This is a genomic window from Haloferula helveola, assembly GCF_037076345.1.
GTDB classification, from domain to species: Bacteria; Verrucomicrobiota; Verrucomicrobiia; order Verrucomicrobiales; family Akkermansiaceae; genus Haloferula; species Haloferula helveola.
In genome coordinates this window covers 1003097-1028206 of sequence record NZ_AP024702.1, presented here as the reverse complement: position 1 = coordinate 1028206, position 25110 = coordinate 1003097, and the positions used below count along the sequence as shown (strand labels likewise).

The window sequence follows — 25110 nt, the reverse complement described above, 5'->3', positions numbered from 1 at the left end:
CGTTCGTCTCACTGGATGATCCTCCAGTTCATCGGGTAGGCGTAGGCCTTGCCCTCGTTGGCTTGGAAGGCGGCGATGATCGGGAAGATCAGGTTGTAGACGATGGGCAGGAGGAGCAGCAGCGGCCACAGGAAGATGCCGATGACCACAAAGGTCAGGACCACCGTGATCACCGCCGCGACGGTGGTGACGATCAGGCCCGTGATCTGAAAGTTGAGCGCCTCCTTGCCATGGGCGTCGACCGCCGGGCTGGTGTCCTTCTTCAGGATCCAGACAATCAAGGGTCCGATGAAATTGCCGAACGGGACGACCCAGCCGGACAGCGCGCTGAGATGGGTGAGCATGCACCACGAGTTGTCCTCGAGATGGATGCCCGACCGCTCCGGGGCGGGCGGGGGAGTTCCGGCGGAGGGAACGAGCTCCTGTGACGGCGGGGTTTCCACGGCGTCGCCGGATGACGGCTCCGGTGCAGAATCGGACTCGGAATTCTCGGGAGTTGATGAATCGGGAGATGAGGTGTTCACGGATAGTGGTCTAACCGCGACCGGCTTCTTCCGCGACTACAACCGCTGCCACGGATTATAGGGAATCGACGGAGTGCCTCCGGCGGATCGGGCGGATTCTTCCGGCTCAGGAAAATTCAGTGTTGCCGGGGGCCGGGCATATCGGCGCGGAGATACAATTTTGACATGTGTTAGAAGGCCGCCCTGCGGAGCAGGCGCTGCTCATCGAAGCCACCGGGTATGCAAAAGAGTGCATTTGGAATTCTGTCAGCCGGGTTTGGACGTCGTTTCGGTCATGCCATCATGGCGCCCAAGAAGTGAGCTGAATTGGCCCCGATTTCCTTCAATCGGCAACAAAGATGAAGTCCTATGACGGTGTTCGGAAATTGTTCAGTTCAGCTGTCTGAATAGTCAATTGGAGGACTGCATTCTCCCTACGGAGTTTCCCGTAGGATTTTCTGCGGATTATCACCTGAACGTACTTGCCGAACCGTGAATGGCTTCGTTAAGGCTATCTGAAACTGTGGAAAATCGACCGTTTTGGTCTATCTTCCCAAAAACCCAAATCCCTCTGGCGCGATGCCCTCCGGATTGCCGAATTTCGGCCGTTTCGGGGAGGCGTCGTCGTCAGCGGAAAGAAACCCATGACCCCCGGAACCTTGGCCGAAAGCGCCGACGCAAGGATGCGTCCCGCCGGCTCTTGTCGTGCCGATCCGGCTCCCCGATTCGATGCCGCTTTGAGGCGATATCGGGACGAATTCCCCGGAGAATCAGGCCTCCACCGTGGTTCCGTCTTGGTCGAAACAAGAAACGTTCATTAGAAAAACAATCCCATCATGAAACCGAACGAAAAACCCATCCTTCGTCTGGCTTTCCTCACTCCGTTCCTGCTGGCGCCACTGCATGGTGACGTTACGGCGGTCGACGACGGCAGTGGCGGGAGCCCGTTCCTCACCACCAATTCCAACGCTCCTGCGTGGGGTGGATCCGTAACCGCAAACGACACCGGAACCACGGTCACGCCCCTTGCCGGTCCGATTACTTCAACGGAAGGGGCGGCTGTCATTCTCCTGTCCGACGGCACATTCTACTATGATCCGAGGGGCGTGGCCGCAGCGCGGCTTCTGGCATCCGGAGCGAGTCTGACCGACACCTTCGACTACATGCTGACCCTCGGCAACGTGAGTTCCGAGGCGACCGAGACCCTTGATGCGACGACGGCGGAAAACACCCTCACGGTGACCGGGCTTCCCGCGCCGGTGGCAGCCACGGGGACTTCGATTCCTTCCGTCGTCACGTCGGCCTACGAGTTCACCGGCAGCAACAGCGCCGACCGCACGAACTTCCAGCAGTCGCCGAACGACGCGAGCACCCAGGACGTCACTTTTGAGTTCTGGCTCAAGCCGGACAGCGTCACCGCCGATCAGATCGTGATGGAAACCGGCGGCTCGGGTGACGGCTCGGGCGTTTACCTGAAGAGCGACGGAACCCTGTTCTGGTTGATCAAGAACCAGGGGGTTTCATCGATCGTCAGCACGACCGCACTTACCGCCGGCGAGTGGATTCACGTCGCGATGACCTACAACAAGGATGCCTCCGGGACGACCGATGAGGTGAGGATGTATTTGAACGGCGTTGAGACCGATTTCGACAACAGTGAGACCGCGCTGAACGACTGGAGCGGTACGGATGCCTGCAGGTTCGGCGCGAAAGCGGGAACCGCCGGAGGCCAAGGTGCCGGGGATGATCCGGCGCCCGGAGTCACGAACTTCGGGAACTTCACCGGGCAGCTCGGCGCGGTTCGCTTCTACCGCGACCGGGTTCTCAGTGCCTCGGAGGTGAGCGGTAACTATCTGTCGGCCGTTGTGGTGGACGACACCGGCACCGTCACGGTGCAGATCGACGGCGTCGATGATGCGCCCTCCGCGGTGGACGACCTGATCACCGGAGGCGTACCCGGGGCGAACCTGGTCAGCACCGAGGACCTGACGGCGAATGACGGGTCCACCCGTACGGCTGCGCCGGGCAATCGGAGCGACCTGATTCTCGACTACGACGCGAACCTGAGCTCCAGCGCATCCGTTTGGGAAAACCGCGGACCGATCGGCGGCACCACGCTGGATATGGAAATGGGTACCGGTGTGAGCCTCAATACCAGTGTCACTTCGGCGGTGCCCACCATCCGGCAGTCCTATTCCTTTGATGGCACGGCCGACGCAACAGGATTGTTCAGCACCAATACAGGTGCCGACTCGTTCCACGAGTTGCTTTCGGGAACGGATTCTTCCAACGCCACCTTCGAATTCTGGGCCAAGCCCGCCAACACGAGCCAGGTCATGACCTTGTTCGAAACCGGTGGTGGAACCGGCATCGGAATGGTCATCGACAACGGCGTGCTCGAAGCGGCGATGGAGCTCGATGGTGCCACGAAGGACGGCAGCTACGTCAGCTACGATCTGGTTACCGATCCGCTTGGACTCGTCGGTGGTGATCCGACCACCGACTTCAACCACTACGCGGCGGTGGCGCGTGTCGGAAACAGCGGGATGTCCCTCTATGTCAATGGTGTGCTGGTTGACAACACGACCGCGGGCAACGGCTCCGACTGGGATGGTGGCGATGGCTTCGGCCTCGGCCGCTACGGCGGCGACAACCACGGGGGCTTCGTCAATGGTGCGAGCGGCGGAACCTATGATTCCCCGTTCCTTGGCGAGATCTCGTCATTCCGGGTCTACGGCGCGGCGCTGAATGCCGATCAGGTCGAAAGGAACTACCAAGCAGCGACCAACCTGCTCCTCCTCAACTACGAAGCGTGGACCCCCGGCAACAACAGCGATACGTGGCAGAACATCGGACCGGTTGCCGGCAGCAGCCTCGACTGGCGGCTGGGCAGCGGCGTCACGCTCAACGGAGCCCCCGGCAGTTCCCGCGCGCAGATCACCGCGGCCTACGACTTCGACGGAACGACCGACGCGTTTGCCGTTTACGGTCTGAGTGAAGGAACCAACAGCATCGAAGATGTGGTGGGCGACTCCATCGAGTTGCAGGATGTCACCGTCGAGGCTTGGGTGAAGTTGGATGTCGCCGATCAGACCCAATTCACCACGATCTTCGAAGGCGGAGCCACGCAGGGTCTGGGCCTTGTGGTCGACAACGAGGTCCTCATCGCCGCGACCGAATCGGACGGCGCCACGCTCTCCGGCAGCACGGTCAGCTATGACCTCAATGCCGATTCGCTCGGAGTGCTCGGCGGCCAGACGACCATCAGCGAGTTCTTCCAGGTGGCGGTGTCCGTCGAGGTCGGAGAGGGACTGGTTCTCTATGTGAACGGAGTCAAGGTCGATTCGTCCACAGGCGGAGTCGTCGATACCGATTGGATCGGCGGCGATGGCGATGGTCTCGGCCACTTCGCAGGGGCTGGTCACGGCGGATTTGCCAATCCTGCCGGAGGGGGAGCTTACGACACTTACCTCAACGGCTCGATCGCCGCGTTGCGCCTCTATGGAGAAGTGCTGGGCGAGTCGGACATCCGCCAGAACTTCGAGGCGGTCAACAACGACACGGACGTCGAGGGCAACATCATCTCGGTCAGCGGAATCTTCGATGATGCTACCGGAACCGTCAAAACGACAGGCCAGACCGCGACCCTCGACTCTGGCGCGACGGTGGTTCTCGATAGTGCGACCGGTGCGTTCACTTACAATCCGAATGGCATCTTCGATGACCTCGTGGCCGATGATCTGGGTTACGACCGATTCACCTATCAGGTCACAAGTGCCAGCGGCACGGGCACGGCGGAAGTCGTGGTGGTGATCGAGGGTTTGAACGAAGCGGCGCCCGATACCATCGAGGCGACCGAGCTTTTGGTCACCACCTACACCGCGAACCAGATCGTAGGCAACGATGACCACGCTTTGGGAACCAGCGACGCGTTCCTCGACCTGAATGCGAACGACGTCACCCCGGAGGACATCCTTGCCGGAACTTGGCGGAATACGGGGCGTGGAGGTTCGACCTATGACGTCAACATTACCAGCGGAACACTGATTGCACCGCCGGTGCTCGAGTCGAACTTCGGCGCGGTCGGCCAGTCATGGAAGGATGTCACCGGCACCTTTACCAGCTTCCAGGACATCTCGGACGACGATGCGACCGTTGAGATCTGGTTCCAGCCAACCCCTCTGACGACGGGTCGTCAGCTTCTCATGGAGAGCGGCGGCAACGGAAACGGCATGTCGATCGTCTACAACGCCGACACGGCGGAAGTGGACTTCATCATCGATGGTGGAAATGACAATGACGACAACATCCAGGTCTCCGCGACCGGCATCGTGCCGGGCGAGTTCAACCAGTTGATCGCGATTTACGACAAGGACTCACCGACAGTTGAGGACACACTGACCCTCTATCTCAATGGAGATCCGACCAGCTTCAACGGCGCTGCCAACGCCAGCGAGACCAATTTGGGTGGCACGACCGACAATTTCTCAGGCAGCAACGGCTCCGGTATCGGAGCGGTCAATAGCGGCGAGGCCCTCGAGCTCTCCTTCGGATTGCCGGGGTTCCCGCCCACGGTTTCCGCTGCCTTCGAAGGTCAGATTTCGATCATGCGGGTCTATGACCGGAAACTCTCGATTGCCGAAGTCGAGGCGAACTTTGATGCGATTGCCCAATCGATCCAAAGCGTTACCGGAACCGGTAGTCCCGGATCGGTCGTGACGACCACGCTCGGAGCCACGGTCACCCTGAATGCCGACGGCTCGTTCGAATACGACTCGACCGGCCTGGCCGACATTCCGGAAGGCAACGTGGTGATGGACAGCTTCGACTACACCATCAGCGATGGGGCGGGGGGCACGACCACCGCGACGGTCACGGTCAACGTCACCGGTGTGGGAAGTTTCCTCGCCGTCGATGACAGTTTCGGAGTCTCCCAGAACGACGGTCCGACCGCGTTCAATCCGCTGGCGAACGACATCGGTGCCGAGGCGGCGGTCGTCGAGCTCCAGAGTGACGTTTCGAACTTCGGAGCGAGCGTCCCGACCGGGACCGTCAATGGCGAGACGGCCGACTTCCGGGACGGTTCCGACCACGGCTGGCAGTTCCTCTGGAATGCCCCGACCGGTTGGTCGCCCGGCGGCTCCTTCGACGGAACCACCGGCGCGCTCGGTTCGGAAGCGGACTACCTGCCACTGGTCTGGGACTCCACCGTCGGTGGCTGGCTGGTCGATGCCGACGGCTTCGACAGCAACGCGCTTGCGGAACCGGGTGCCTATCTGCGGATCAGCCCGGACGGTACCGGAATTCCGGGCCTCGGCTCCACCCAGGCCACGCTCGGTAACGACAAGGACCGCTACCTGATCCTCGCCTACACCGTCGACAGCGACGGCTACTACGGCATCACCGATAGCGGCATCTCCGTGCCCTCCGGTTCGAGCGGCGGCATCACGGTGGAAACGCTGGTCGGATCCACTCCGGTCGCCACCACTCCGGTCGCGGGCGGAGGAAGCGGAAACTTCGACCAGCTGTTGGGCTTCGTGAATGCGGATGACACCATCTACATCGCGATCGGTCCCGACGGATCGCGGGCGAGCGACTACTTCTCGAATCTGGACTTCACCTTGGTGAAGCTGCCCAGCGCCGAGTCGCAACTCGATGACATCCTCGGCACCGTCAGCACCGACGGCAGCACGATCACCTACGATCCGGCCGGTGCCTTCACCGGGCTGGCCGCCGGACAGACGGTGGATGAAACCATTACCTACACCATCCGCGACCTGTCGTCCGAGCTCGACTATGACGGAGGAACGGTGGCCTTCAATGTGGGACAAACGCTCACCAGCAGCTCCGGAGGCAGCGCCACCATCCTTGCGGTGGATGGCGATGCGACAAGCGGCACGCTGCGTCTGGGTGTGATCACCGGGACGATCAACGACAACGACACCCTGACTGGCAGCGGTGGCGGGTCGGCACTGGCCAACGGCACCCCGGTGGCGAGTACCAGCGTCTCGACTGCCGAGTTCACCGTGACGGTGACCGGCGAGAACGATGCCCCGACCGCGGTCGAAGATCCGCTCGCGACCACCGCGGACGAGGATCTCGGTGTGACCGGAGCCCTGTCGGTTCTCAGCAACGACACCGACCCCGACCAAGGCGACGCCCTGACCCTCGTGGTCGCCGAAGTGCAGAGCACGCCGGTGAGCGGCCCGACCGTGGTCGCGACCGACCAGGGAGGTTCGCTGACGATGTATGAGGACGGCACCTTCGACTACACGCCGCCCGTGATCTTCAACCCGCTTTCCGTGGGTGAGACCGCGACCGACACCTTCACCTACCTTTGTGAAGACAGCGGAGGCCTCCAGGCCGCCGCACCGGTGACCGCGACGATCACGATCAACGGCGCCAACGATCCGGTGGCCGCCACCGCGAACGCTTACACCGTGGACGCCGACGACGTTGCCAGCGGCAACCTCATCACCGATGACACCGGCAGCGGACTCGACAGTTCGGTGGATACCAACGACACGCTCACCGTGTCCGCCGTCGATACCAGCGCGACGCTCGGTTCGGTGTCGTTCCAGTCGGACGGAACGTTCACTTACGACCCGGGCTGTGCTTTCGATACGCTTGCTCCGGGAGGTTCGGCCATTGATACCTTCGTCTACACCCTCAGCGACGGACAGGGCGGGACCGACACCGCGACGGTGACGATCACGGTCGATGAGGACAACGTTCCGCCCAGCGTCGATGATCCCTCGAGCCTCGCACAGGTGGTGGTCGGCGCCGGCACGGTGCCGCTTGAGGACATTCTGGTCATCGACGGTGACGGCACCCGTTCGGAAGTGGACACGGTTGCCACCGCGCTGTTCGACTTCCAGAACAACGTCACGGTCTTCAGCGACCTGCGTCCGGACGACGACGGAAGCTTCGATGTCGATGCCGGAGGACCCTCGCTGACCGATGCCGACGGATTCTCGGTCGAGATCACCTTCGTGCCCCAAGCGGCCGACATGACCGGGACGGTGGTCCTGTTCGAGTTCGGCGGAAGTTCGAACGGCTCGTCGGTCCTGCTCGTTGACGGGATCCCGCACTTGCTGTCGAAGGCAGGGAGCGCTGCGGCCAACGAGCCCACGGACGACAGCCTGCTAGACAATGTGTTCCAGGACCTCGACTGGGCCGGAGACAGCGCCATTGTCGTCCCGCTCTCGACCACCCCGGCGGTGGTCGGCGAGTCGAACCAAGTGGCGGTCGTCTATGACATTTCCAATGATACCGTGGACTACTCGATGAACGGAGCCGCCGCGGGCACCGCGACCCTTCTCAACAACGACTCGGTCGATTGGAACGGAGACCACACGGTCAACATCGGCCAAGGCGCCGGCGGCGGAGTCGGTGGCAACGCCAATTCGGGCAGCGGCCCGTTCCGCGACAACCTCATGGCTAATCCGGCGTGGGGTCCCGGGGCGATCTCCTGCCTCTCGTTCTGGAGCGAAGCCACCGGCAGCGTCCTGACGAGTGCCGGGGAAAGCATCACCGCGACCCTGACGATCCAGAGCTGGAACGGGACGGACTCTCTGTCGAGCGTCACCAACAACGGCGGAGGAGTCTACACGGCCACCGGAGACGCGGCCACGGTCAGCGCCACATTGGCGGCAATGGAGTTCGTTCCGGGTGTGGGTGTGACCTACCCGGTTACGATTACGGTCTCGATCGACGATGGTGACGAGGATGGCAGCGGTCCGGTGACCGGCACGATCTACATCACCGACACCGCACCGGCGAATGTCTACGTGGACGACGGCTTCAGCGGCTCTTTCCTGGATCCCATCGCCGATGCCGACAACGGCTCGCCGGTTTCCGCCGCGCTCTTCGGCTTCGATGCGTTCGCAACGATCGCCGAGGGTCTGGCTGCGGCCGGTTCGACGGGGACGGTCGTGGTCAACGGCGGTGACTACAGTGGTGAAGACGTTTCCATGACCGGCAACTCTGCGATGCGCCTGACCGATGCCGGCGAGTCTGTCTCGATCGGTTCGGTCTCAGCCGGACCCACCAATTCGATCGATCTCCAGAACGGCGACCTCACGCTGGGTGCCTCGGACTTCGCCTCGGCCATCATCGATGCGCCGATCGCCGGAACGGGCACGCTGACGAAGGTCGGCACGGGAGACATCCGCATCCGGGGTGCTTGCACCTACACCGGAGTCACGACGATCGATGACGGCCGCATCGTAATCACCTACCAGAACCCCTCCGACCGGGGTTCACTCGCGAGTTCCGGGATTGTGGTCAACGCTCCGGCGATCCTCGCTCTCGGTGCCGATGACGACACGACCTACGTCCATACGAACCCGATCAGTGGGGATGGATCTGTCAGCACCTTCGAAGATGGAACGGTCGAGTTCAACACACCGGGTGGAAACACCTTCTCCGGGGGATTCGATCTCGGAGATGGGGCCAGCTCGACCTTTGACGGTATCGCTGGAGCCAAGCAGGGCTTCGTCGTGGTGAACGACAACGCCGACCTCGGCACCGGCAAGATCCTGTCGCGTGGCGGTCAGTTGCAGGCCGGTGTTGGGGGGATCGTCATTTCGAATGACATCGACATCACCGGCGGCGGTTTCCGTTGCGGTGGGGCGGAGGACTTCACCCTGAGCGGTTCGATCGCCACCATCGATGACGCGAACCGCGGGTTCGGCAACTACGGCTCGGTCGACATCGACCTCACGATCACCGGCAACATCGACAACACCGGCGGTAACGTCCTGTTCCAAGGCAACGCCGGAGGAACCAGCGGCACCTGGACGGTCAGCGGTGACATTTCGGGTCCTTTGGGCGTGGAGGTCAGCACAAACTACAACAACGGAACCGTCACTCTCACGGGAACGAACACCTATGAGGGACCAACCGATGTCGATGCCGGCAACTTGGTTGTCGACGGCACCCACACGGGTGGCGCGGCATTCACGGTCAGCAGCGGTGCGTTCTTGGCTGGCAGCGGGTCCATCGCATCGCCGGTCACGGTCGGCGGAACGCTCGATCCCGGAGGTTTTGACATCGCCACCTTCACCACCGGTCCCCTGACGGTTAGCGGAACCGTGCAGATCGACGTCGACAATACGGCGGGTGCGGCCGGTACCGCCTACGACCAGGTCGTGGTGACCGGCGGAGTCAATGTCAGCGGTGGGAGCATCCTGGTCTTCGAGGTTGGGGTTGAGGCCAATCCGGCTCCGATCGTGGTCATCGACAACGACACGTCGGTCGACGCAGTGCTGGGGACCTTCATCGACGGCAATCCCTTCAGTATGGACTTCCTCGGATCGGGCAAGTCGGGCGTGGTTGAGTATGCCGGTGGAGACGGCAACGATATCGCCTTGGTTACTTCGACCATCATCGAGAGCTGGCGGGTGGCCAACGGTCTGCCGATCGATGGTAGCCTGGACGAGGTGGATACCGATAGTGACGGTCTCGTGAGCCTGCTCGAGTTCGGCTTCGGCACCGAGGTCGGCGTTCTCGACGGCGGTTCGTTGAATCCGGACGGATCGGTGAACGGTTCACCGACCACCCAGATCAGTCCGGGACCGCTGGCCCTGTTCAATCGCCGGGATGACTTCGGGCAGTCGGGTAGCGTGAGTTACACGGTGGAATTCAGCAGTGACCTCAGCATGTTCTATCCGAACGCCGACACGATCTCGATTGCCGCGGACTCGACCGATGACCCGGACTACCATGTTGCAAGCGTGCCGTATCCGGCGCTGCTGCCGGATGGCAAACCCGCGAGATTCTTCCGGGTCCGGGTGGAAGTCGTGCCGTAATCGGACCGGCCCATGCACGGCTCCGGCAGGAGCCGCCAACACTCCAAACGCCAGGGTGGCCTAACGGCTGCCCTGGCTTTTTTGGATCCAAGACCGCAGATCCCCCCGGCAGATTTCTGAGCCATAATGCGATCCGGGCAGCCTTCGGGCTTGGCGACCCTAAGAATCGATCTTTATGGTCATCAGACCCATCATGAAATCGAACGAAAAACCCATCCTTCGTCTCGCTTTCCTCACTCCGGTCCTGCTGGCGCCACTGCATGGTGACGTGACGGCGGACGACGACGGAAGTGTCGGAAGCCCGTTCCTCAGCACGTCCGCCAACGCTCCGGCTTGGGGCGGCTCGGTGACCGCAAATGATTCCGGCACCATTGTCGCTCCGGCCACGGGCAGGGTGATGAGTGCGGAGAACGCGCGTGTCACGCTGTTGGCCGACGGGACCTTCCTCTACGACCCGACGAGCAGTGCCGCGGCGAGGGATCTGGCTTCCGGCGGAACCTTGACGGACACCTTCGACTACACGCTGGTCTTGGGCGAGGTCGTAACCGAGGCCAATCAGGTGTTGGACGCCACGGCTACCGTCAACTCTTTCGGTTTTACAGGGCTGCCTTCGATTGTTCCGGCGACCGGAACGTCGCTTCCACCGTCAATCACCTCCGCCCACGAGTTCGACGGTTCGGGTGGTGCTGACCGGGGGTCGTTCGACGGCTCCAGTACCCAGGACGTCACCCTTGAGTTCTGGTTCAAGCCGGACGATGTGGCCTCGAACCAGATCATCCTGGAAACAGGTGGAAGCGGAGACGGTTCGGGCTTCTTCCTCAAGTCGGACGGCACCCTGTTCTGGCTGATCAAGGATGGCAGTGCTTCGGTCAATGTCGGCACGGGTGCGATCGCCGCCGGCGAGTGGATTCACGTCGTGCTGACCCATGATGTCAACGCATCTGATCCCAACGACGAAACCAAGATTTACATCAACGGAACCCTTGCAGGCTCCGATGCCACGCCGACCGATGTCAACGACTGGAGCGGGAGTGACGGAGCGGGCTTGGGACATCAGGGATCAAGCGCCGTCGGGGGCGCGACCGCAACTGCCGACCCGAGCCCGAGCGTGTCCACCTACGGCAATTTCGACGGTCAGATCGGGGTCATCCGTTTCTATCAGAACCGGGTGCTGAGCGCCTCGGAAGCGAACGCCAACTACCTTCACGCGCTCGTGGTGGACGACACCGGCACGGTCACGGTGGAGGTTTCGGGTGTGGATGACGCGCCGGACGCGACCGATGACCTGATCGCGGGCCCGCTCTCCGATTCTACCCTTGTCAGCACCGCCGATCTGACCGCCAACGATGGTGCCGCCCGCACCGCTCCGCCGGCGAACTTCGGTAGCCTGATCCTGAACTACGATGCGAACTACAGCTCGGGTTCGAGTGTCTGGGAGAACCTGGGACCCGTGGGTGGCACCGCGCTGGATCTGAATCTCGGCTCCGGCGTCACCCATAGTCCGTCGGTGGTGAGCTCGGTCTCGTCCATCCGTGCGGCGTACTCCTTCGACGGAACGGTCAACGCGAGCGGCACCTACGGGACCGGGACGGGCAATGATGCCATCCATGAACTTCTACCCGGGGTCGATAGCAATGACGCGACTTTCGAGTTCTGGGCAAAACCGGCCAATACGAGTCAGGTCATGACCTTGTTCGAAACGGGTGGTGGAACCGGCATCGGGATGGTGATCGACAACGGCGTGCTTGAAGCCGCCATGGAACTCGATGCAAGCACACAGTCCGGGAGCTACGTGAGCTACGACCTCGTGGCGGATCCACTTGGGCTCGTCGGTGGTGATCCGACCACCGACTTCAACCATTACGCAGCAGTGGCAAGGGTGGGGAACAGCGGGATGTCGCTCTACGTCAACGGCGTGTTGGTCGACAATACGACGTCGGGTAACGGCTCCGACTGGGACGGTGGCGACGGCTTCGGTCTCGGCAGGTTTGGTGGCAATAATCACGGTGGATTCGCCAACAGTGCCGGGGGCGGAACCTATGACGCGCCGTTCCTCGGTGAGATCGCGTCCTTCCGGCTCTACGGCGCGGCGCTGAACGCCGATCAGGTCGAAAGGAACTACCAAGCAGCGACCAACCTTCTCCTCGTCAACTACGAGGCGTGGGCTCCCGGAAATGACAATGACACCTGGCAGAACACCGGACCGGTTGCCGGAACGGCTCTGGACTGGCGCCTCGGCGGGGGTGTCACGCTCGACGGATCTCCCGGAAGCTCCCGCGCGCAACTCACCGCGGCCTACGACTTTGACGGAACGACTGACGCGTTTGCCGTCTATGGTCTGAGCGAAGGCACCGACAGCCTTGAGGACGTGGTGGGCGACGCCATCGAATTACAGGATGTTACCGTCGAGGCTTGGGTGAAACTCGATGTCGCCGACCAAACCCAGTTTGCCACGATTTTCGATGGCGGGGCTACCCAGGGTCTGGGCCTTGTGATCGACAACGAGGTGCTCATCGCAGCCACCGAAACGGACGGAGCCACACTTTCGGGCAGTACGGTCAGCTATGACCTCGATACCGATTCGCTCGGAGTGCTCGGCGGCCAGACGACCATCAACGAGTTCTTCCAAGTGGCGGTGTCCGTCGAGGTCGGAGGCGGTCTCGCGCTGTTTGTGAATGGAGTCGAGGTCGACTCGTCCTCCGGCGGGGTGGTCGACACCGACTGGGTTGGAGGCGACGGAGATGGTCTCGGCCACTTCGCGGGGGATGGTCACGGCGGATTTGCCAACCCTGCCGGCGGGGGAGCCTACGACACTTATTTCAACGGCTCGATCGCCGCATTCCGCATCTATGGCGAGGCGCTCGGCGAGGCGGATGTCCTGCAAAGCTTCCGGGCGATCGCCGACGATACCGACATCGAAGGGAACACGCTGTCAGTGACGGGAATCTTCGATGATGCGACGGGTGTGCTGAAGACGGTCAGCCAGACCGCGGATCTGGACTCCGGAGCCACGGTTACCCTCGACAGCGCGACCGGGGCGTTCACCTACGATCCGAACGGTGCCTTCGATGACCTGGTGGCCGACGAGGTCGGCTACGACCGGTTCACCTATCAGGTCACGAGTGCCAGCGGGACCGGCACGGCACAGGTGGTAGTCGCCGTCACCGGACATAATACGGCCGTTCCCGACACGCTCGAGGCAACCGAACTCTTGGTGACCAACTTCGCGGCGAACCAGATCGTCGGCAACGACGAGCACGCCCTCGGCACGGGCGGGGCGTATCTCAATGTGAATGCCAACGACGTCACTCCCGCCGACCTGCTTGCAGGAGTCTGGCGAAATACCGGCAGGGGAGGATCGACCTACAACGTGAACATGTCTTCCGGCTCACTGATCGCGCCTCCGGTGCTCGAGTCCAATTTCGGAGCCGTCGGTCAGTCATGGGAGAATCCTGTCGGGACCTTCACGAGCTTCCAGCCGATCTCGGACAATGACGCCACGGTCGAGATCTGGTTCCAGCCGACCCCGCTGACGACCGGGCGCCAGATGCTCATGGAAAGCGGCGGCAGCGGGAACGGAATGGCGATCGTCTACAACGCGGATACCGCCGAAGTCGACTTCATCATCGATGGTGGCGACGACACCAACAACAACATCCAGGTCTCCGCGACCGGCATTGTGCCCGGCGAGTTCAACCAACTGATCGCGATCTACGACAAGGACTCACCGACGGTGGAGGACACGCTGACCCTCTACCTTAATGGCGATCCGGTCGCGTTCAGCGGTGTCGCCGACGCCAGCGACACCAATGCCGGGGGCACGACCAACAACTTCTCGGGTTCCGACGGATCCGGGATCGGTGCCAAGAATGCCAGTGAGGCCCTGCAGAACTCGTTCGGGCTTCCGGGCTTCCCGCCGGGAGCGTCGGCCGCCTTCGAAGGGCAGATCTCGATCGTCCGGGTGTACGACCGGAAACTCTCGATCGCGGAGGTCGAAGCCAACTTCGATGCGATCGCCCAAGTGATCCAGAGCTTCACCGGAACGGGCGGTCCCGGATCAAGCGTGACGACCACGCTCGGTGCCACGGTCACCCTGAATGCGGATGGGTCCTTTGACTACGATTCGGCCGGATTGGCCGACATTCCCGAGGGTAATGTGGTGATGGACACTTTCGACTACACGATCAGTGACGGCGCCGGCGGGACGACCACCGCCACCGTGACGGTCAACGTGACCGGCGTCGGCAACTTCCTCGCGGTGGACGACAACTTCGGGGTCAACGAATCGGACGGTCCGACCGTCTTCGATCCGGTGGCCAACGACCTCGGTGCCGATGCCGTTGTGGTGGAGTTGCAGAGCGATGTTTCGAACTTCGCCACCAACATCCCGACCGGCACGGTCAATGGTGAGACCGCCGACTTCCGCGACGGATCGAATCACGGCTGGCAGTTCCTATGGAACGCTCCGACCGGGTGGACGTCGGGCGGTTCCTTCGACGGCACGACCGGGGCGCTGGGGTCCGAGGCGGACTACCTGCCGCTGGTTTGGGATGCCACCGTGGGAGGTTGGCTGGTCGATGACGACGGTGTTGACAGCAATGCCACTGCCGAACCCGGCGCCTATCTCCGCATCAGTCCCGACGGAACCGGCATCCCCGGACTGGGATCGACGCAGAACACCGCGGGCAACGACAAGGACCGCTGCCTGATCCTGGCCTACACCGTGGACAGCGACGGCTACTACGGCATCACTGGCAGCACGATCTCGGTGCCTTCCGGATCGAGCGGCGGCATCTCGGTGGAGACGCTGGTCGGGCCTGCGGCGATCAACAGCACACCCGTTGCGGGTGGAGCGACTGCGAGCTTCGATCAGTTGCTTGGATTCGCGAATGCGGACGACACGATCTACATCGCCATCAGCCCCAGTGGCTCGCGGTCGAGCGACTACTTCGCGGATCTCGACTTCACGATCGTGAAACTCCCGAGCGCGGACTCCCAGCTCAACGACATCCTCGGAACGGTCACCACGGACGGCAGCACGATCACCTATGATCCCGGCACCGTGTTCAATGGCCTCGCCGCGGGACAGACGGTCGATGAGACGATCACCTACACGATCCGCGACCTGTCCTCGACGCTCGACTACGACGGCGGAACGGTGGCCTTCGCGGTCGGGCAAACCGTCACCAGCAGCTCCGGCGGCAGCGCCGAGATCCTGTCGATCAGTGGCGATGCGACGAGCGGGACGCTGCGGCTTGGCGTGATCAGCGGAACGATCAACGACAACGACACGCTGGCCGGCGGCGGTGGCGGGGCCGCCCTGGCCAACGGAACTCCGGTGGCCAGCACCAGTGTTTCGACCGCCGAGTTCACGGTGACGGTGACGGGCGAAAACGACGCGCCGACGGCCAACGCCGACCCATTGGCCGCCAACGCCGACGAGGACACGGGTGTGACCGGCGCGCTTTCGGTCCTGATCAACGACACCGACCCCGACCAAGGCGATTCCCTGACGCTCGTCGTCAGCGAGGTCCAGAGCACGACGGTCAGCGGACCGACCGTGGTTGCGACCGACAAGGGAGGATCGCTGACCATGTATCCGGACGGGACTTTCGACTACGTCCCGCCGGTCACCTTCAATCCGCTTGCGGTCGGGGAAACCGATACCGACACCTTCACCTACCTGTGTGAGGACAGCGGCGGTTTGCCCGCTCCAGCGGCCGTGCTCGCCACCATCACGATCATCGGTGCGAATGATCCGGTTACGGCAACGGCGAACGACTATGCGGTCGATCTCGATGCCTCGGTCTCGGGCAACGTGATCACCGACGACACCGGTTCCGGAGTCGACAGTTCGGTCGATACCAACGACACGCTCAGCGTTTCCGATATCGACACCAGCGCGACCAAGGGCTTCGTCAATCTGCAGTCGGATGGCTCCTTCTTCTACGATCCTGGCTGCGCCTTCGAAACCCTGGCTCCGGGTGCGACCGATACCGACACCTTCGTTTACACGCTCGATGACAGCCAGGGGGCGACCGACACCGCCACGGTTACGGTCACGGTGACCGGCGTGAACCAGCCTGCGGACGTGCCGGACGCCGCCAGCCTTGCCCAAGTCGTGATTGGCACGGGTAACCAGGCACTGGGTGATATCGTGGTGCTGGATACCGATAGCAACCGTTCAACGGTCGTGGCGGGCTCCGAACCCTTGTTCCGTTACAAAGACAACGTGGCGGTGTTCAGTGACGGACGGCCCAACGGGGACGCCGACATGGACCTAGATTCCGATACGGGTGGCTCGACCCTGAATGCTGGGGCCGGCTTCTCGGTGGAACTCGGATTCCTACCGCAAACGGCCGATCTTACCGGAACCGTGGTGGTGTTTGAAGTGGGTGGCAGCTCCAATGGCTCCGCCATCCTTCTCGTCGATGGCATTCCGCACCTGCTCTCGAAGGCGGGTAGCGGAAGTGGAAGCGAACCGACCGACGACAATCCGGGCGACAATGTCTTCCAGGATCTCGACTGGCTGGGAGACAGCGTGGTCGTAGTGCCGCTCTCGACGGTTCCCGTGCTGCCCGGAGGGTTCAATGAGTTGGCCGTCGTGTACGACATTTCCAATGACACGGTGAAATACTCCCTGAACGGGGCGCCCGAGGGGACCGCCACGCTTCTCAACAACGACTCCGTCAACTGGTACGGCGACCATACCACCAACATCGGCAAGGGCGCGGGCAGCGGTGTCGGTGGCAACACCAACTCTGGAACGGGCCCGTTCAGGGACAGCAACATCAGCAATCCGGCGGGCGGTGTTTCCGCGGTTCCTTGCGTCAACTTCTGGAACGAGGCGACCGGCAGCGCGGCGGGTGTCGCGACGGAGTCGCTGACCGCCACGCTGACCATCCAGAGCTGGAACGGAAGCGACAGCCTTTCGGGTCTGAGCAACGACGGTGGCGGGGTGTTCTCCGTCAGCGGTAGCGCCGCAGCCGTCAACGCCGCGCTGGCAGCGATGGAGTTCGTGCCGGGTGGTGTGACGACCTATCCGGTCACCATTTCGATCTCGATCGACGACGGTGACGAGGACTCGGGCGGTGCCATTACCGGCTCGATCTACATCAATGATGCGGTGCCGGCCACAGTCTATGTGGATGACGACTTCGGTGGTGCTTTCCTCGATCCGATTGCGGATGCCGACGGCGGCACACCGGTCGTTGGCGCGACTCTCGGTTTCGATGCCTTCGCGACCCTCACCGAGGCTGTGGCCGCGGTGGATCCGGCGGGCACGATCGTGGTGAACGACGGCGATTACTCCGCTGAAGGGATCGGTCTGACGGCGGTCGCTCCGGGTGTGACGCTTCAGTTGACCGGAAGCGGCGGCAGTCCGGGTGGAAGCACCGTGATCATCGGCTCCCTCAACGCGAGCCCGACCAACGTGGTCGAAATCGGCGAGGAAGGCCTGGTGCTCGGAAATGATGCATCGACCAACAATATCGACTGTCCGATCACCGGGACGACCGGGACTTTGGAGAAGGTCGGCACGGATACGCTGGTTCTTGGAGCCGCATCGACCTTCACCGGTGCGACGACGGTCACCTTGGGCACGCTCCAACTGGGAGACGGCACCCTGACCGGGACCGTGGCGGGGCCGATCGTCAATGACTCGAGCCTCGTCTTCCATCCGATGGACACCGACACGGTGGTGCAGAGCCAGATCATCAGCGGCACGGGAAGTGTGACCAAGCTGGGCTCCAGCACACTCCTGATGGCGGCCGCCCACACCTATTCCGGAGGTACGATTCTGGGTGACGAGAGCAACGACGCCACGAACCTGACCCAGGTCGGCTTGGATAGCGTCGGTGGTCCCGGCTCGGTTACCAGCGGCCCCTTCGGTACCGGCATCCTGTCGATCTACGGAGCGGGTCTCAGCTCCGACGGCGCTGCAGCGCGAACAGTTTCCAACGACCTGTTCTTCGAGAATGGTGGTGGCAACAGTGCCTACCTCGGAGACGCGGTCAACAATGGCACGCTGACATTCGACGGTCCGGCCACGCTGACGGCCAACCGTGGTATCAGCGTCGCCAGTGATGTCGATCTCGCGGGAGATATCGGTTCAACCGTTGCCGGTGCGGGCATCGTGTTGCGGGGCGGCGGGCGGATGATCCACAGCGGTTCCAACACCTACGTTGGTGCCACGGTGATGGAGAACGGCACACTGGAACTGAACGGCTCCCACACGGGCGGTGGAACCTACACCGTGGATCCGGGATCCCGGCTTGAGGGCAATGGTTCCACGGATTCGGCGGTGGATGTCGACGGCACCCTGAGTCCGGGAGGTAACGGAGTCACCACGCTGACGACCGGGCCGCTGACGGTTTCCGGGGTTCTTGAGATCGATGTCGACAACACCGCGGGTGCACCCGGGGCGGCCTTCGACCAGTTGGTCGTCAACGGAGCTGTCACCCTGACCGGTCCGACGCTCACGGTGTTCGAGGTCGGTGCACCGGAGGCGAGTCCGGCACCGATCGTGGTCATCGACAACGACACGGCTGGCGACGCGGTGACGGGAACATTCGCCGTCGGTGACCCCTTCAGCAACGACTACCTTGGCTCGGGCAGGACGGGCGCCGTGGACTACGTCGCAGGAGACGGAAACGACGTCGCGTTGATCGCTTATTCGATCATCGAGGGCTGGCGTTTTGCCAACGGTCTCCCGGTGGACGGTAGCCTGGATGAGACCGACACCGACGGTGACGGTTTGGTCAGCCTGCTGGAGTTCGGTTTCGGGACGGAGATCGGGGTATTGGACAGTGGCCCGTTGAATCCGGACGGTTCCGTCAATGGTTCGCCGACGACGCAGCTGACGTTCGGTGGCGGGGTAACATTCGATGCGTTGTTCATCCGTCGCGACGACTTCGGGCAGCCCGGGAGCGTGAGCTATACGGTCGAGTTCAGCAGTGACCTCGGCACCTTCTACCCGAGCGGTGCGAGCCCGGGCAACGTAGCCGACTCGACGGACGATCCGGACTACCATGTCGCGAGTGTCCCTTATCCGCCGCTCCTCCCGGACGGTAAGAAGGCCCGCTTTTACCGGGTCCGGGTGGAGGTCGTGCCCTAAGCGCCTCCTAGCCGCATTGTCCGCGGCGAAGCATAAGCAATCCAAGTGTCAGGGTGGCCAATCGGTCACCCTGACTGGCGTCGGAAAGGGGAAAAGCTCAGGCAGTCCAGCCGATCCGTGCAGAAAGCCTGCCGCGAGACCCCACGCCCTCGGGCTCGTTGCTTAGCCAGTGTTTCTCTCCGGCCCTATTTCCGACCGGGTCGCAAACATCTTGAATTTCGGGCACGATCTGTGCGTATGGGAGACGTCGCCTAAGCGTACTCCTCATGAAGTCATCACTTGCCCACGGAGCCCTCGGGGCTGCCGTCTTGCTTCTGGCCCTCTCGCATTCCGCCGGAGCCAGGACCTTCACCGACCAGCAAGGTCGAGAGATCGAGGCCGAGGTCACGTCGGTTTCCGGTTCGAATGTCACGCTGCTCCTGGACAGCGGTAAGAAGTATACCTTTCCGATTTCCAAGCTCAGCAGCGCCGACCAGCTCTACATCAAGTTGTGGAAGGCCGACCCGAAGAAGTTCGAGACCGACAAGCCGGACGCCTCGGGTGATTCCAAGCCGGCCGCGATCCCGGATAACATCGATTACTCGATCGAGATCGAGCCGGAGAAAGAGCGGATTCGCAAGGGTTCGAAGACCGATGTCGGCAATGGTGAGATTACCCCGGAGGAGTGGATCTTCGAAATCGAACTGGAGAACTGGTCACGCGCGCCGCTGGAAGGCCTCGAAGTCAGCTACCGGATCTATCTCGACACCAAGGCGTCCGACAAGATCGGCTTCGAAGATGCGCAGAAGGTCTACGGTCACCGGATGAATGTGGAGAAAATGACCCATGGCGCGAAGGTGACCGTCAAGACCCGGCCGGTGATCGTGAAGGATCTGGAGCTGGACGGGGACTTCGTTTTCACCGACGGCTCTCGCAACCGGCTGAGCGACGACATCGAGGGGATCTGGATCAAGGTCTGGCACGGCGACAAGAAGGTCGCCGAATACAAGTCGAACAACTCGACGGTGAAGAAGGCCAAGTGGGCGGACGACGAGAAGGCCGATCCGAACCCCGAAGCCGCCCCCTGATTGGAGAGCGGGGAGAGTGTCGCCTTTTACCCGAATCTCAGCCCGACTCGGCCACGTCGTCGGTGATACGGTCCGCCTCGATCGCGATCCGGCTGTAGATGTCGTTGACGTCCTTCGGCGTGAGATCGAGGTCATCCCGCTCCGCCTCCAGCGTCTCGAGCAGGATTTCGGTGAAGCGCTGCAGGTGCTCCTTCCGGATTCCGCGTCCCGCGTGGACCTGTCTCATTGACCGGCCGGTGTAGAACAGCGGACCGCCGAGGGCCTCGCTGAAGAATTCCTTCTGCATCTTCGTCAGGTGCTCCATCGGCACCTTCTCGAAGAAGGGGGCAAGTAGCGCGTCGGACGTGACCCGGCCGTAGAATGCGTCGACCAACTTCTCGATGCCGGCCTCCCCGCCGACCCGTGTGAAGAGCGATTCGGTTTCCATGGATTCCATCTCATCAGATGCACGGCGAATGCCAAGTGGTCAATGAGTGGAACCGGTTTGGGTTACGACCCGCCTTGCCACTCTTCAGCCGAGATACGTTGCCAGCAACCGCAGGGCGGCACGGATCGAATCGAGCGATGCGGTCTCGGATGCGGTGTGGTAGCCGGTGGTCGGGATCTGAAGCGTAGTCCCGTTGATCCGTCCGTCGGTCGCTGCCGCAAGCCGGCCCAGTTCGGTCCGGCCGAGCGACATCGGCTTCGGCCGGTCCAGGTTCTCATGCTCGATCCATGCGTCCTTGAAGTCATGTCGGACGCCGAGGACTTGGCAAAGGGTCTCAAGCTCGGCGGTGAACTTCGGATCGAACTCCGCCGATGCGTCCTTGCGGCGGAGCACCAGCTCCTGGGCTCCGGCGGCTTCGGGGGTGGGATAGGGTGAGGTGTCGAGCACCAGCAGGCGATTGGTCTCGATGCCTTCCCGACGGAACCACTCGAGCGCGTAGCGCCATGAGCGTCCGGCTTCCTCCTGAGCGGTGAAGAGCGCGGTACCACCGAACCCCTGGCGGAACAGGTGAACGATCAGGGCCACCGAGAGAACGTTGTCGAGCTGGGCCGAGAGGTGCGTTTCCGTGACCCGAAGGCGATCGAGAAACGAAACCGGCGCTCCCGGTTGCAGGAACTCGAGACCGTCGAGTTCAAAGATGAGGTTGTGACGCGCAGGGCAGAGGTAGGAGTGGGAAATCACACCCTGGCCGAGGTAGGTGCCGGTGTAGGGCAAGTGGGCCTGGACCCTCTGTCCGGCGAACCGGTCGGCGATGGTGGCCGCCATCTGCTCCGACAGCGAGTCGCCCGTCAGGTCTCCGCGGTTCGAGGAGATGAAGGCGGCATACTGGAACTCGTTCGGGCCCGTGCAGAGCAGGCCGTGGCGGTCGATGTGGGCGGAAAGCGTCAGCAGTTCGGGGTTTTTCCCGCGGGCGACCAGTACGCCCAGGTGTCGCTCGACCTGCAGGTCGAGTTCCTCGAGTTCACGTCGCAGGACCCTGAAAAACGAATCTTCCGTGCCGACGACCGAGGGCTCCCGGACCAGTTGCTGGAGCGTCTCGAGGAAGCCGGACAGGTCGGCGTGGGCATCGATGACGCTGGTTTTGTCGGACATCGGATTGTGCGTTCCTTCAGCAGAACCAGTGCCGTGCAGTGAGACGAAATCAGGCGCCGCCCAGCGCCGACGCACACATCGCGAATAGCACGGCGAGCGCGAGAACCCCCACGGCAATGGTCCCGAGGATAAGCCCCGAGAGGACGCCCATGGTGATCATGGCGGCGCGGCGCCAGCCCGGTGTGGTTTGCGCCATCACGATCATCGCCACGATGACCACGAGCAGCACCGCTCCGCCAACAAAGAGTCCGCCGCTCGATTCCGAGATCCCGGTTCCCACCATGCTGAGAGCCAGCAGGGCTGGCACGACCGTGAGTCCGGCCAGCCCGATCCGCGAGAGGATACTCGGGCGCGGGGTCGGCATCGGAGGCGGGGTCTCCATGGCAGCTGGGACTATGGACGGCGCAGACGGAAAAAGCGACGGCTTTCGAGACCCGATTCCTGCACTTCAATCCAAGGGGCGCTGGTGGAGCGCGGCTCGGTGACGGTCTGCCACGGGCTGGAGCCACCGGGGGTGTCGCTCGATTCGAGGACCATGAAGGGCTCGTCGAAGGGCCAGCGGAGTTTCGGCAGGCCGCCCTCGATCGCGATTTCAAGCCGGGGAAGGGGTTCGTCGCGGTTCGGGATGCCGTCGAGGTCGCGATCGCGCCCGAGGCGCTCGCCGCTGCCGTCCGGGACGCCCATCAGGGTCACTACGGCATCTCCCGTACTGATCAAGAGCTCGAGTTCCGCGCGGGTGAGGGGGCCGAACGAGTCGGAATCGCTGAGATAGTCGTCGGTTCCCGGCCGATAGACGAAGGATCGCGCTTCTCCCTCGATCTCGCCGTGGATCACGAGGTCGATGTTGCCGCCTGCCGCCTGGTTCTGGAGGATGTTCCACTCGGAGTCTCCGGGAGCCAGGGTGGTCTGGTCGACAGGCTTGCTGAAGCCGACCGTCGGTGCCGTGCCCGTGTCGAGGCAGTGGAGGAAGGCGCTGATGTTGCGCTTGACCGTGGCGTCGTTGGCGAAGAGGCCGAACACCGGACGGGAGAGGAAGGTGAAGAGGTCGGGGTCGAGGCCGTCGTGCGTCAGCCCGAAGCCGCTCAGAGACGGGTCGATGTCGCTGCCGGTGAAGAAGCGCTTCTGGTAGACGTTGCGGAGGTGTGGGACTTTGACGTCCTGCGGCGAGCCCATGATGTTGCCGGGGATGATCAGGTTGTTGCTTCCCGTCGGCAGCGCGTGGCAGGTGTTGCAGGTAAGACCAGGGACGTAGAAGTCGTTGACGAAGATATCGAGGCCGGCGAGCGGGTCGCCGGCGTTCGGGTCGCCGGAAGGAAAGCTGGCGGGCAGGGTGCCGTTCAGATTCTGGTTGGGGTTCGGCTCGAAAACGATCGTATGGATGAACTCGCGGAAGGCATCCATGTCGGCGGGCGCGAGTTGGCTGCCGCCAAGCAGTCCGTCGAAGGCCGCATTGAAGGCATTGAAGCCCGGTCGGTCACCACGCCAGTGCAGCGGGTCATGGCTCTCGATTCCCTTCAGGGTCTGCGTCGTCATCGGGCCCTTCATCGGATGGAGCTCGAAGGTGACGTCGGTGCCGACGATGGGATTGAACTGGGTGACGATGTCGAGATCGCCGTCGGGGTTCCCGAGGTCCCACGCGAGTTCGTCGCGGTCGGCATCGATGTGGCACGACGCACACGACTGGGTGCCGTTTCCGGAAAGCAGCGCGTCGTAGAGAAAGCCTCTTCCCTCGCGAATGGTCACGGGTGTCGGATCGTGGCTGCCGACGGGACTTTCGAAGAGAAGCGACGAAGTGCCGGTGTCCATGACCGAGACCGTGTTGGAGATCCGGTTCATCACGTAGAGGCGGCCGGTCGACGCCTGCAGCGCAAGCCCCCGGGGACCGCGCTTGGTTCTCGTCTGCGGAGTGCCGTCATCGACGGGATGCACGGAGACACGATCCACCACAACCCCGTCGCTTGCCCTGACCCTTGCGATCCGGTCGGTGCCGAACCCGGCCACCCACAGGTGCAGGCCGTCCGGCTCGAACGCCAGATCCATCGGCTGGGCGATGGCGGTCGCCTTGGCGGCCGGATTGGGAAGCGTGGCGTAGTCGATGCCCGGGTTGAGGTCGAAGGGAGCCACCGTAGGGGCGGCGCCGGTCGTGATGCGGGTCAGCCGGTTGTCGACCGAATGGCCGCGCTGGTTGGGTTCGAAACGCACCAGATTGCGGGCGTCGGTGTTGCTGACCCACAGCTCGTTCGAGCCGGGCCGCGGTTTGACGATGAAGTTCACCGTGCCGACACCGCTGAAGTAGCGCGTGACCGACAGTCCCGGCACGCTGATTTCCGCGACGTCGTGATCGGGCATCAGCGGCTTGGGAAAAAGCCGCGGATCGTCAGCAGTGACGATCAGCCCCGCATCCGGCGGCGGGGGGAGGGCGGGGTTCGTCGGCGCGGGTTGGGGAGGGGCCAGACCGGCGGGAAGCAAAGTGGTGCGGTTGCCGGACAGGGCGAAGGCGGCGAAGATCTTCGAGCCGTCATTCGAAACCTCGAGCGAACGTGGCGACACGCCCTGCAGCGGGATCACGGCCTCCTCCGATCGGGTGGCGACATCGAACACCCGGAGCTCGTTGGTTCCGGCGCAGCAGACGAAGGCCTTACCTCCGGCGAAGACGAGGTCGTTCGGTTCGTCCTTGCAGTGGAGTGTCGCGACGACGCGCCGCTCGCTGAGAGAGACAATGCTGACCGAGTCCGAAACCTGATTGGCCACCCACGCCTCGTCGTTCGAAACCACATTCACCGACACCGGTTCGACTCCGACCGGAATCTCGTGGATCAGCACGGGAGCCGGATTCGCGGCGTTCGAGATGTCGAACACCGACAGCCGGCCGTCCGGGGCGTTGACGGCGAAAAGCAGCGAGCCGTCGGGCGAAAGGCAGACCGGACGTGACTGGCGTGACTCGAAATTGCGGTAGGTCTGGGCGTTCAGACGCGCGGCGAACCCGAGGCACAACAAGGCCATCAGGGCCACGGTGGCTCGTCGGCGGACCGGC

The 25110-nt window shown here is 62.9% G+C and carries 8 protein-coding genes; 3 read left to right on the top strand and 5 right to left on the bottom strand.

Annotated features, from left to right (window positions below; translation table 11 throughout):
• Positions 1 to 8: 8 nt before the first annotated feature.
• Entirely contained in the window at positions 9 to 524 is a 516-nt protein-coding gene (locus HAHE_RS03565; protein ID WP_338688683.1) for a DUF4870 domain-containing protein, read from the bottom strand.
• Positions 525 to 1339: 815 nt separating this feature from the next.
• On the opposite strand from HAHE_RS03565, the gene HAHE_RS03560 reads away from it, so the two are divergent.
• The 3 genes from HAHE_RS03560 to HAHE_RS03550 all read left to right on the top strand — a co-directional run bounded on the left by HAHE_RS03560 (position 1340) and on the right by HAHE_RS03550 (position 20497).
• Positions 1340 to 10315: a beta strand repeat-containing protein gene (locus HAHE_RS03560; protein ID WP_338688682.1), complete on the top strand. Its 8976-nt coding sequence runs from the start codon at positions 1340 to 1342 to the stop codon at positions 10313 to 10315.
• 193 nt (positions 10316 to 10508) lie between these two features.
• Entirely contained in the window at positions 10509 to 19430 is an 8922-nt protein-coding gene (locus tag HAHE_RS03555; RefSeq protein ID WP_338688681.1) for a LamG-like jellyroll fold domain-containing protein, read from the top strand.
• A 266-nt stretch (positions 19431 to 19696) separates the two neighbouring features.
• Positions 19697 to 20497: a hypothetical protein gene (locus HAHE_RS03550; protein WP_338688680.1), complete on the top strand. Its 801-nt coding sequence runs from the start codon at positions 19697 to 19699 to the stop codon at positions 20495 to 20497.
• Positions 20498 to 20534: 37 nt separating this feature from the next.
• Here HAHE_RS03550 and HAHE_RS03545 read toward each other — a convergent pair whose 3' ends face one another.
• The 4 genes from HAHE_RS03545 to HAHE_RS03530 all read right to left on the bottom strand — a co-directional run bounded on the left by HAHE_RS03545 (position 20535) and on the right by HAHE_RS03530 (position 25079).
• Positions 20535 to 20924 (bottom strand): group 1 truncated hemoglobin, encoded by a 390-nt coding sequence (locus tag HAHE_RS03545; protein WP_338688679.1) that lies wholly within the window; start codon positions 20922 to 20924, stop codon positions 20535 to 20537.
• 84 nt (positions 20925 to 21008) lie between these two features.
• Positions 21009 to 22076, bottom strand: a complete 1068-nt coding sequence (locus HAHE_RS03540; protein WP_338688678.1) for a hypothetical protein — start codon at positions 22074 to 22076, stop codon at positions 21009 to 21011.
• Between the two features lie 49 nt (positions 22077 to 22125).
• Positions 22126 to 22458, bottom strand: a complete 333-nt coding sequence (locus HAHE_RS03535; RefSeq protein ID WP_338688677.1) for a hypothetical protein — start codon at positions 22456 to 22458, stop codon at positions 22126 to 22128.
• Positions 22459 to 22469: 11 nt separating this feature from the next.
• Positions 22470 to 25079 carry a hypothetical protein gene (locus HAHE_RS03530; protein ID WP_338688676.1) on the bottom strand — a complete coding sequence of 870 codons (2610 nt, stop codon included), beginning with the start codon at positions 25077 to 25079 and terminating at the stop codon, positions 22470 to 22472.
• Positions 25080 to 25110: the final 31 nt, after the last annotated feature.

Coding starts and splice junctions, on each gene's coding strand:
- HAHE_RS03560 (WP_338688682.1), top strand. CDS start 1,340: ATGAAACCGAACGAAAAACCCATCCTTCGTCTGGCTTTCCTCACTCCG.
- HAHE_RS03555 (WP_338688681.1), top strand. CDS start 10,509: ATGAAATCGAACGAAAAACCCATCCTTCGTCTCGCTTTCCTCACTCCG.
- HAHE_RS03550 (WP_338688680.1), top strand. CDS start 19,697: ATGAAGTCATCACTTGCCCACGGAGCCCTCGGGGCTGCCGTCTTGCTT.
- HAHE_RS03545 (WP_338688679.1), bottom strand. CDS start 20,924: ATGGAAACCGAATCGCTCTTCACACGGGTCGGCGGGGAGGCCGGCATC.
- HAHE_RS03540 (WP_338688678.1), bottom strand. CDS start 22,076: ATGTCCGACAAAACCAGCGTCATCGATGCCCACGCCGACCTGTCCGGC.
- HAHE_RS03535 (WP_338688677.1), bottom strand. CDS start 22,458: ATGGAGACCCCGCCTCCGATGCCGACCCCGCGCCCGAGTATCCTCTCG.
- HAHE_RS03530 (WP_338688676.1), bottom strand. CDS start 25,079: ATGGCCTTGTTGTGCCTCGGGTTCGCCGCGCGTCTGAACGCCCAGACC.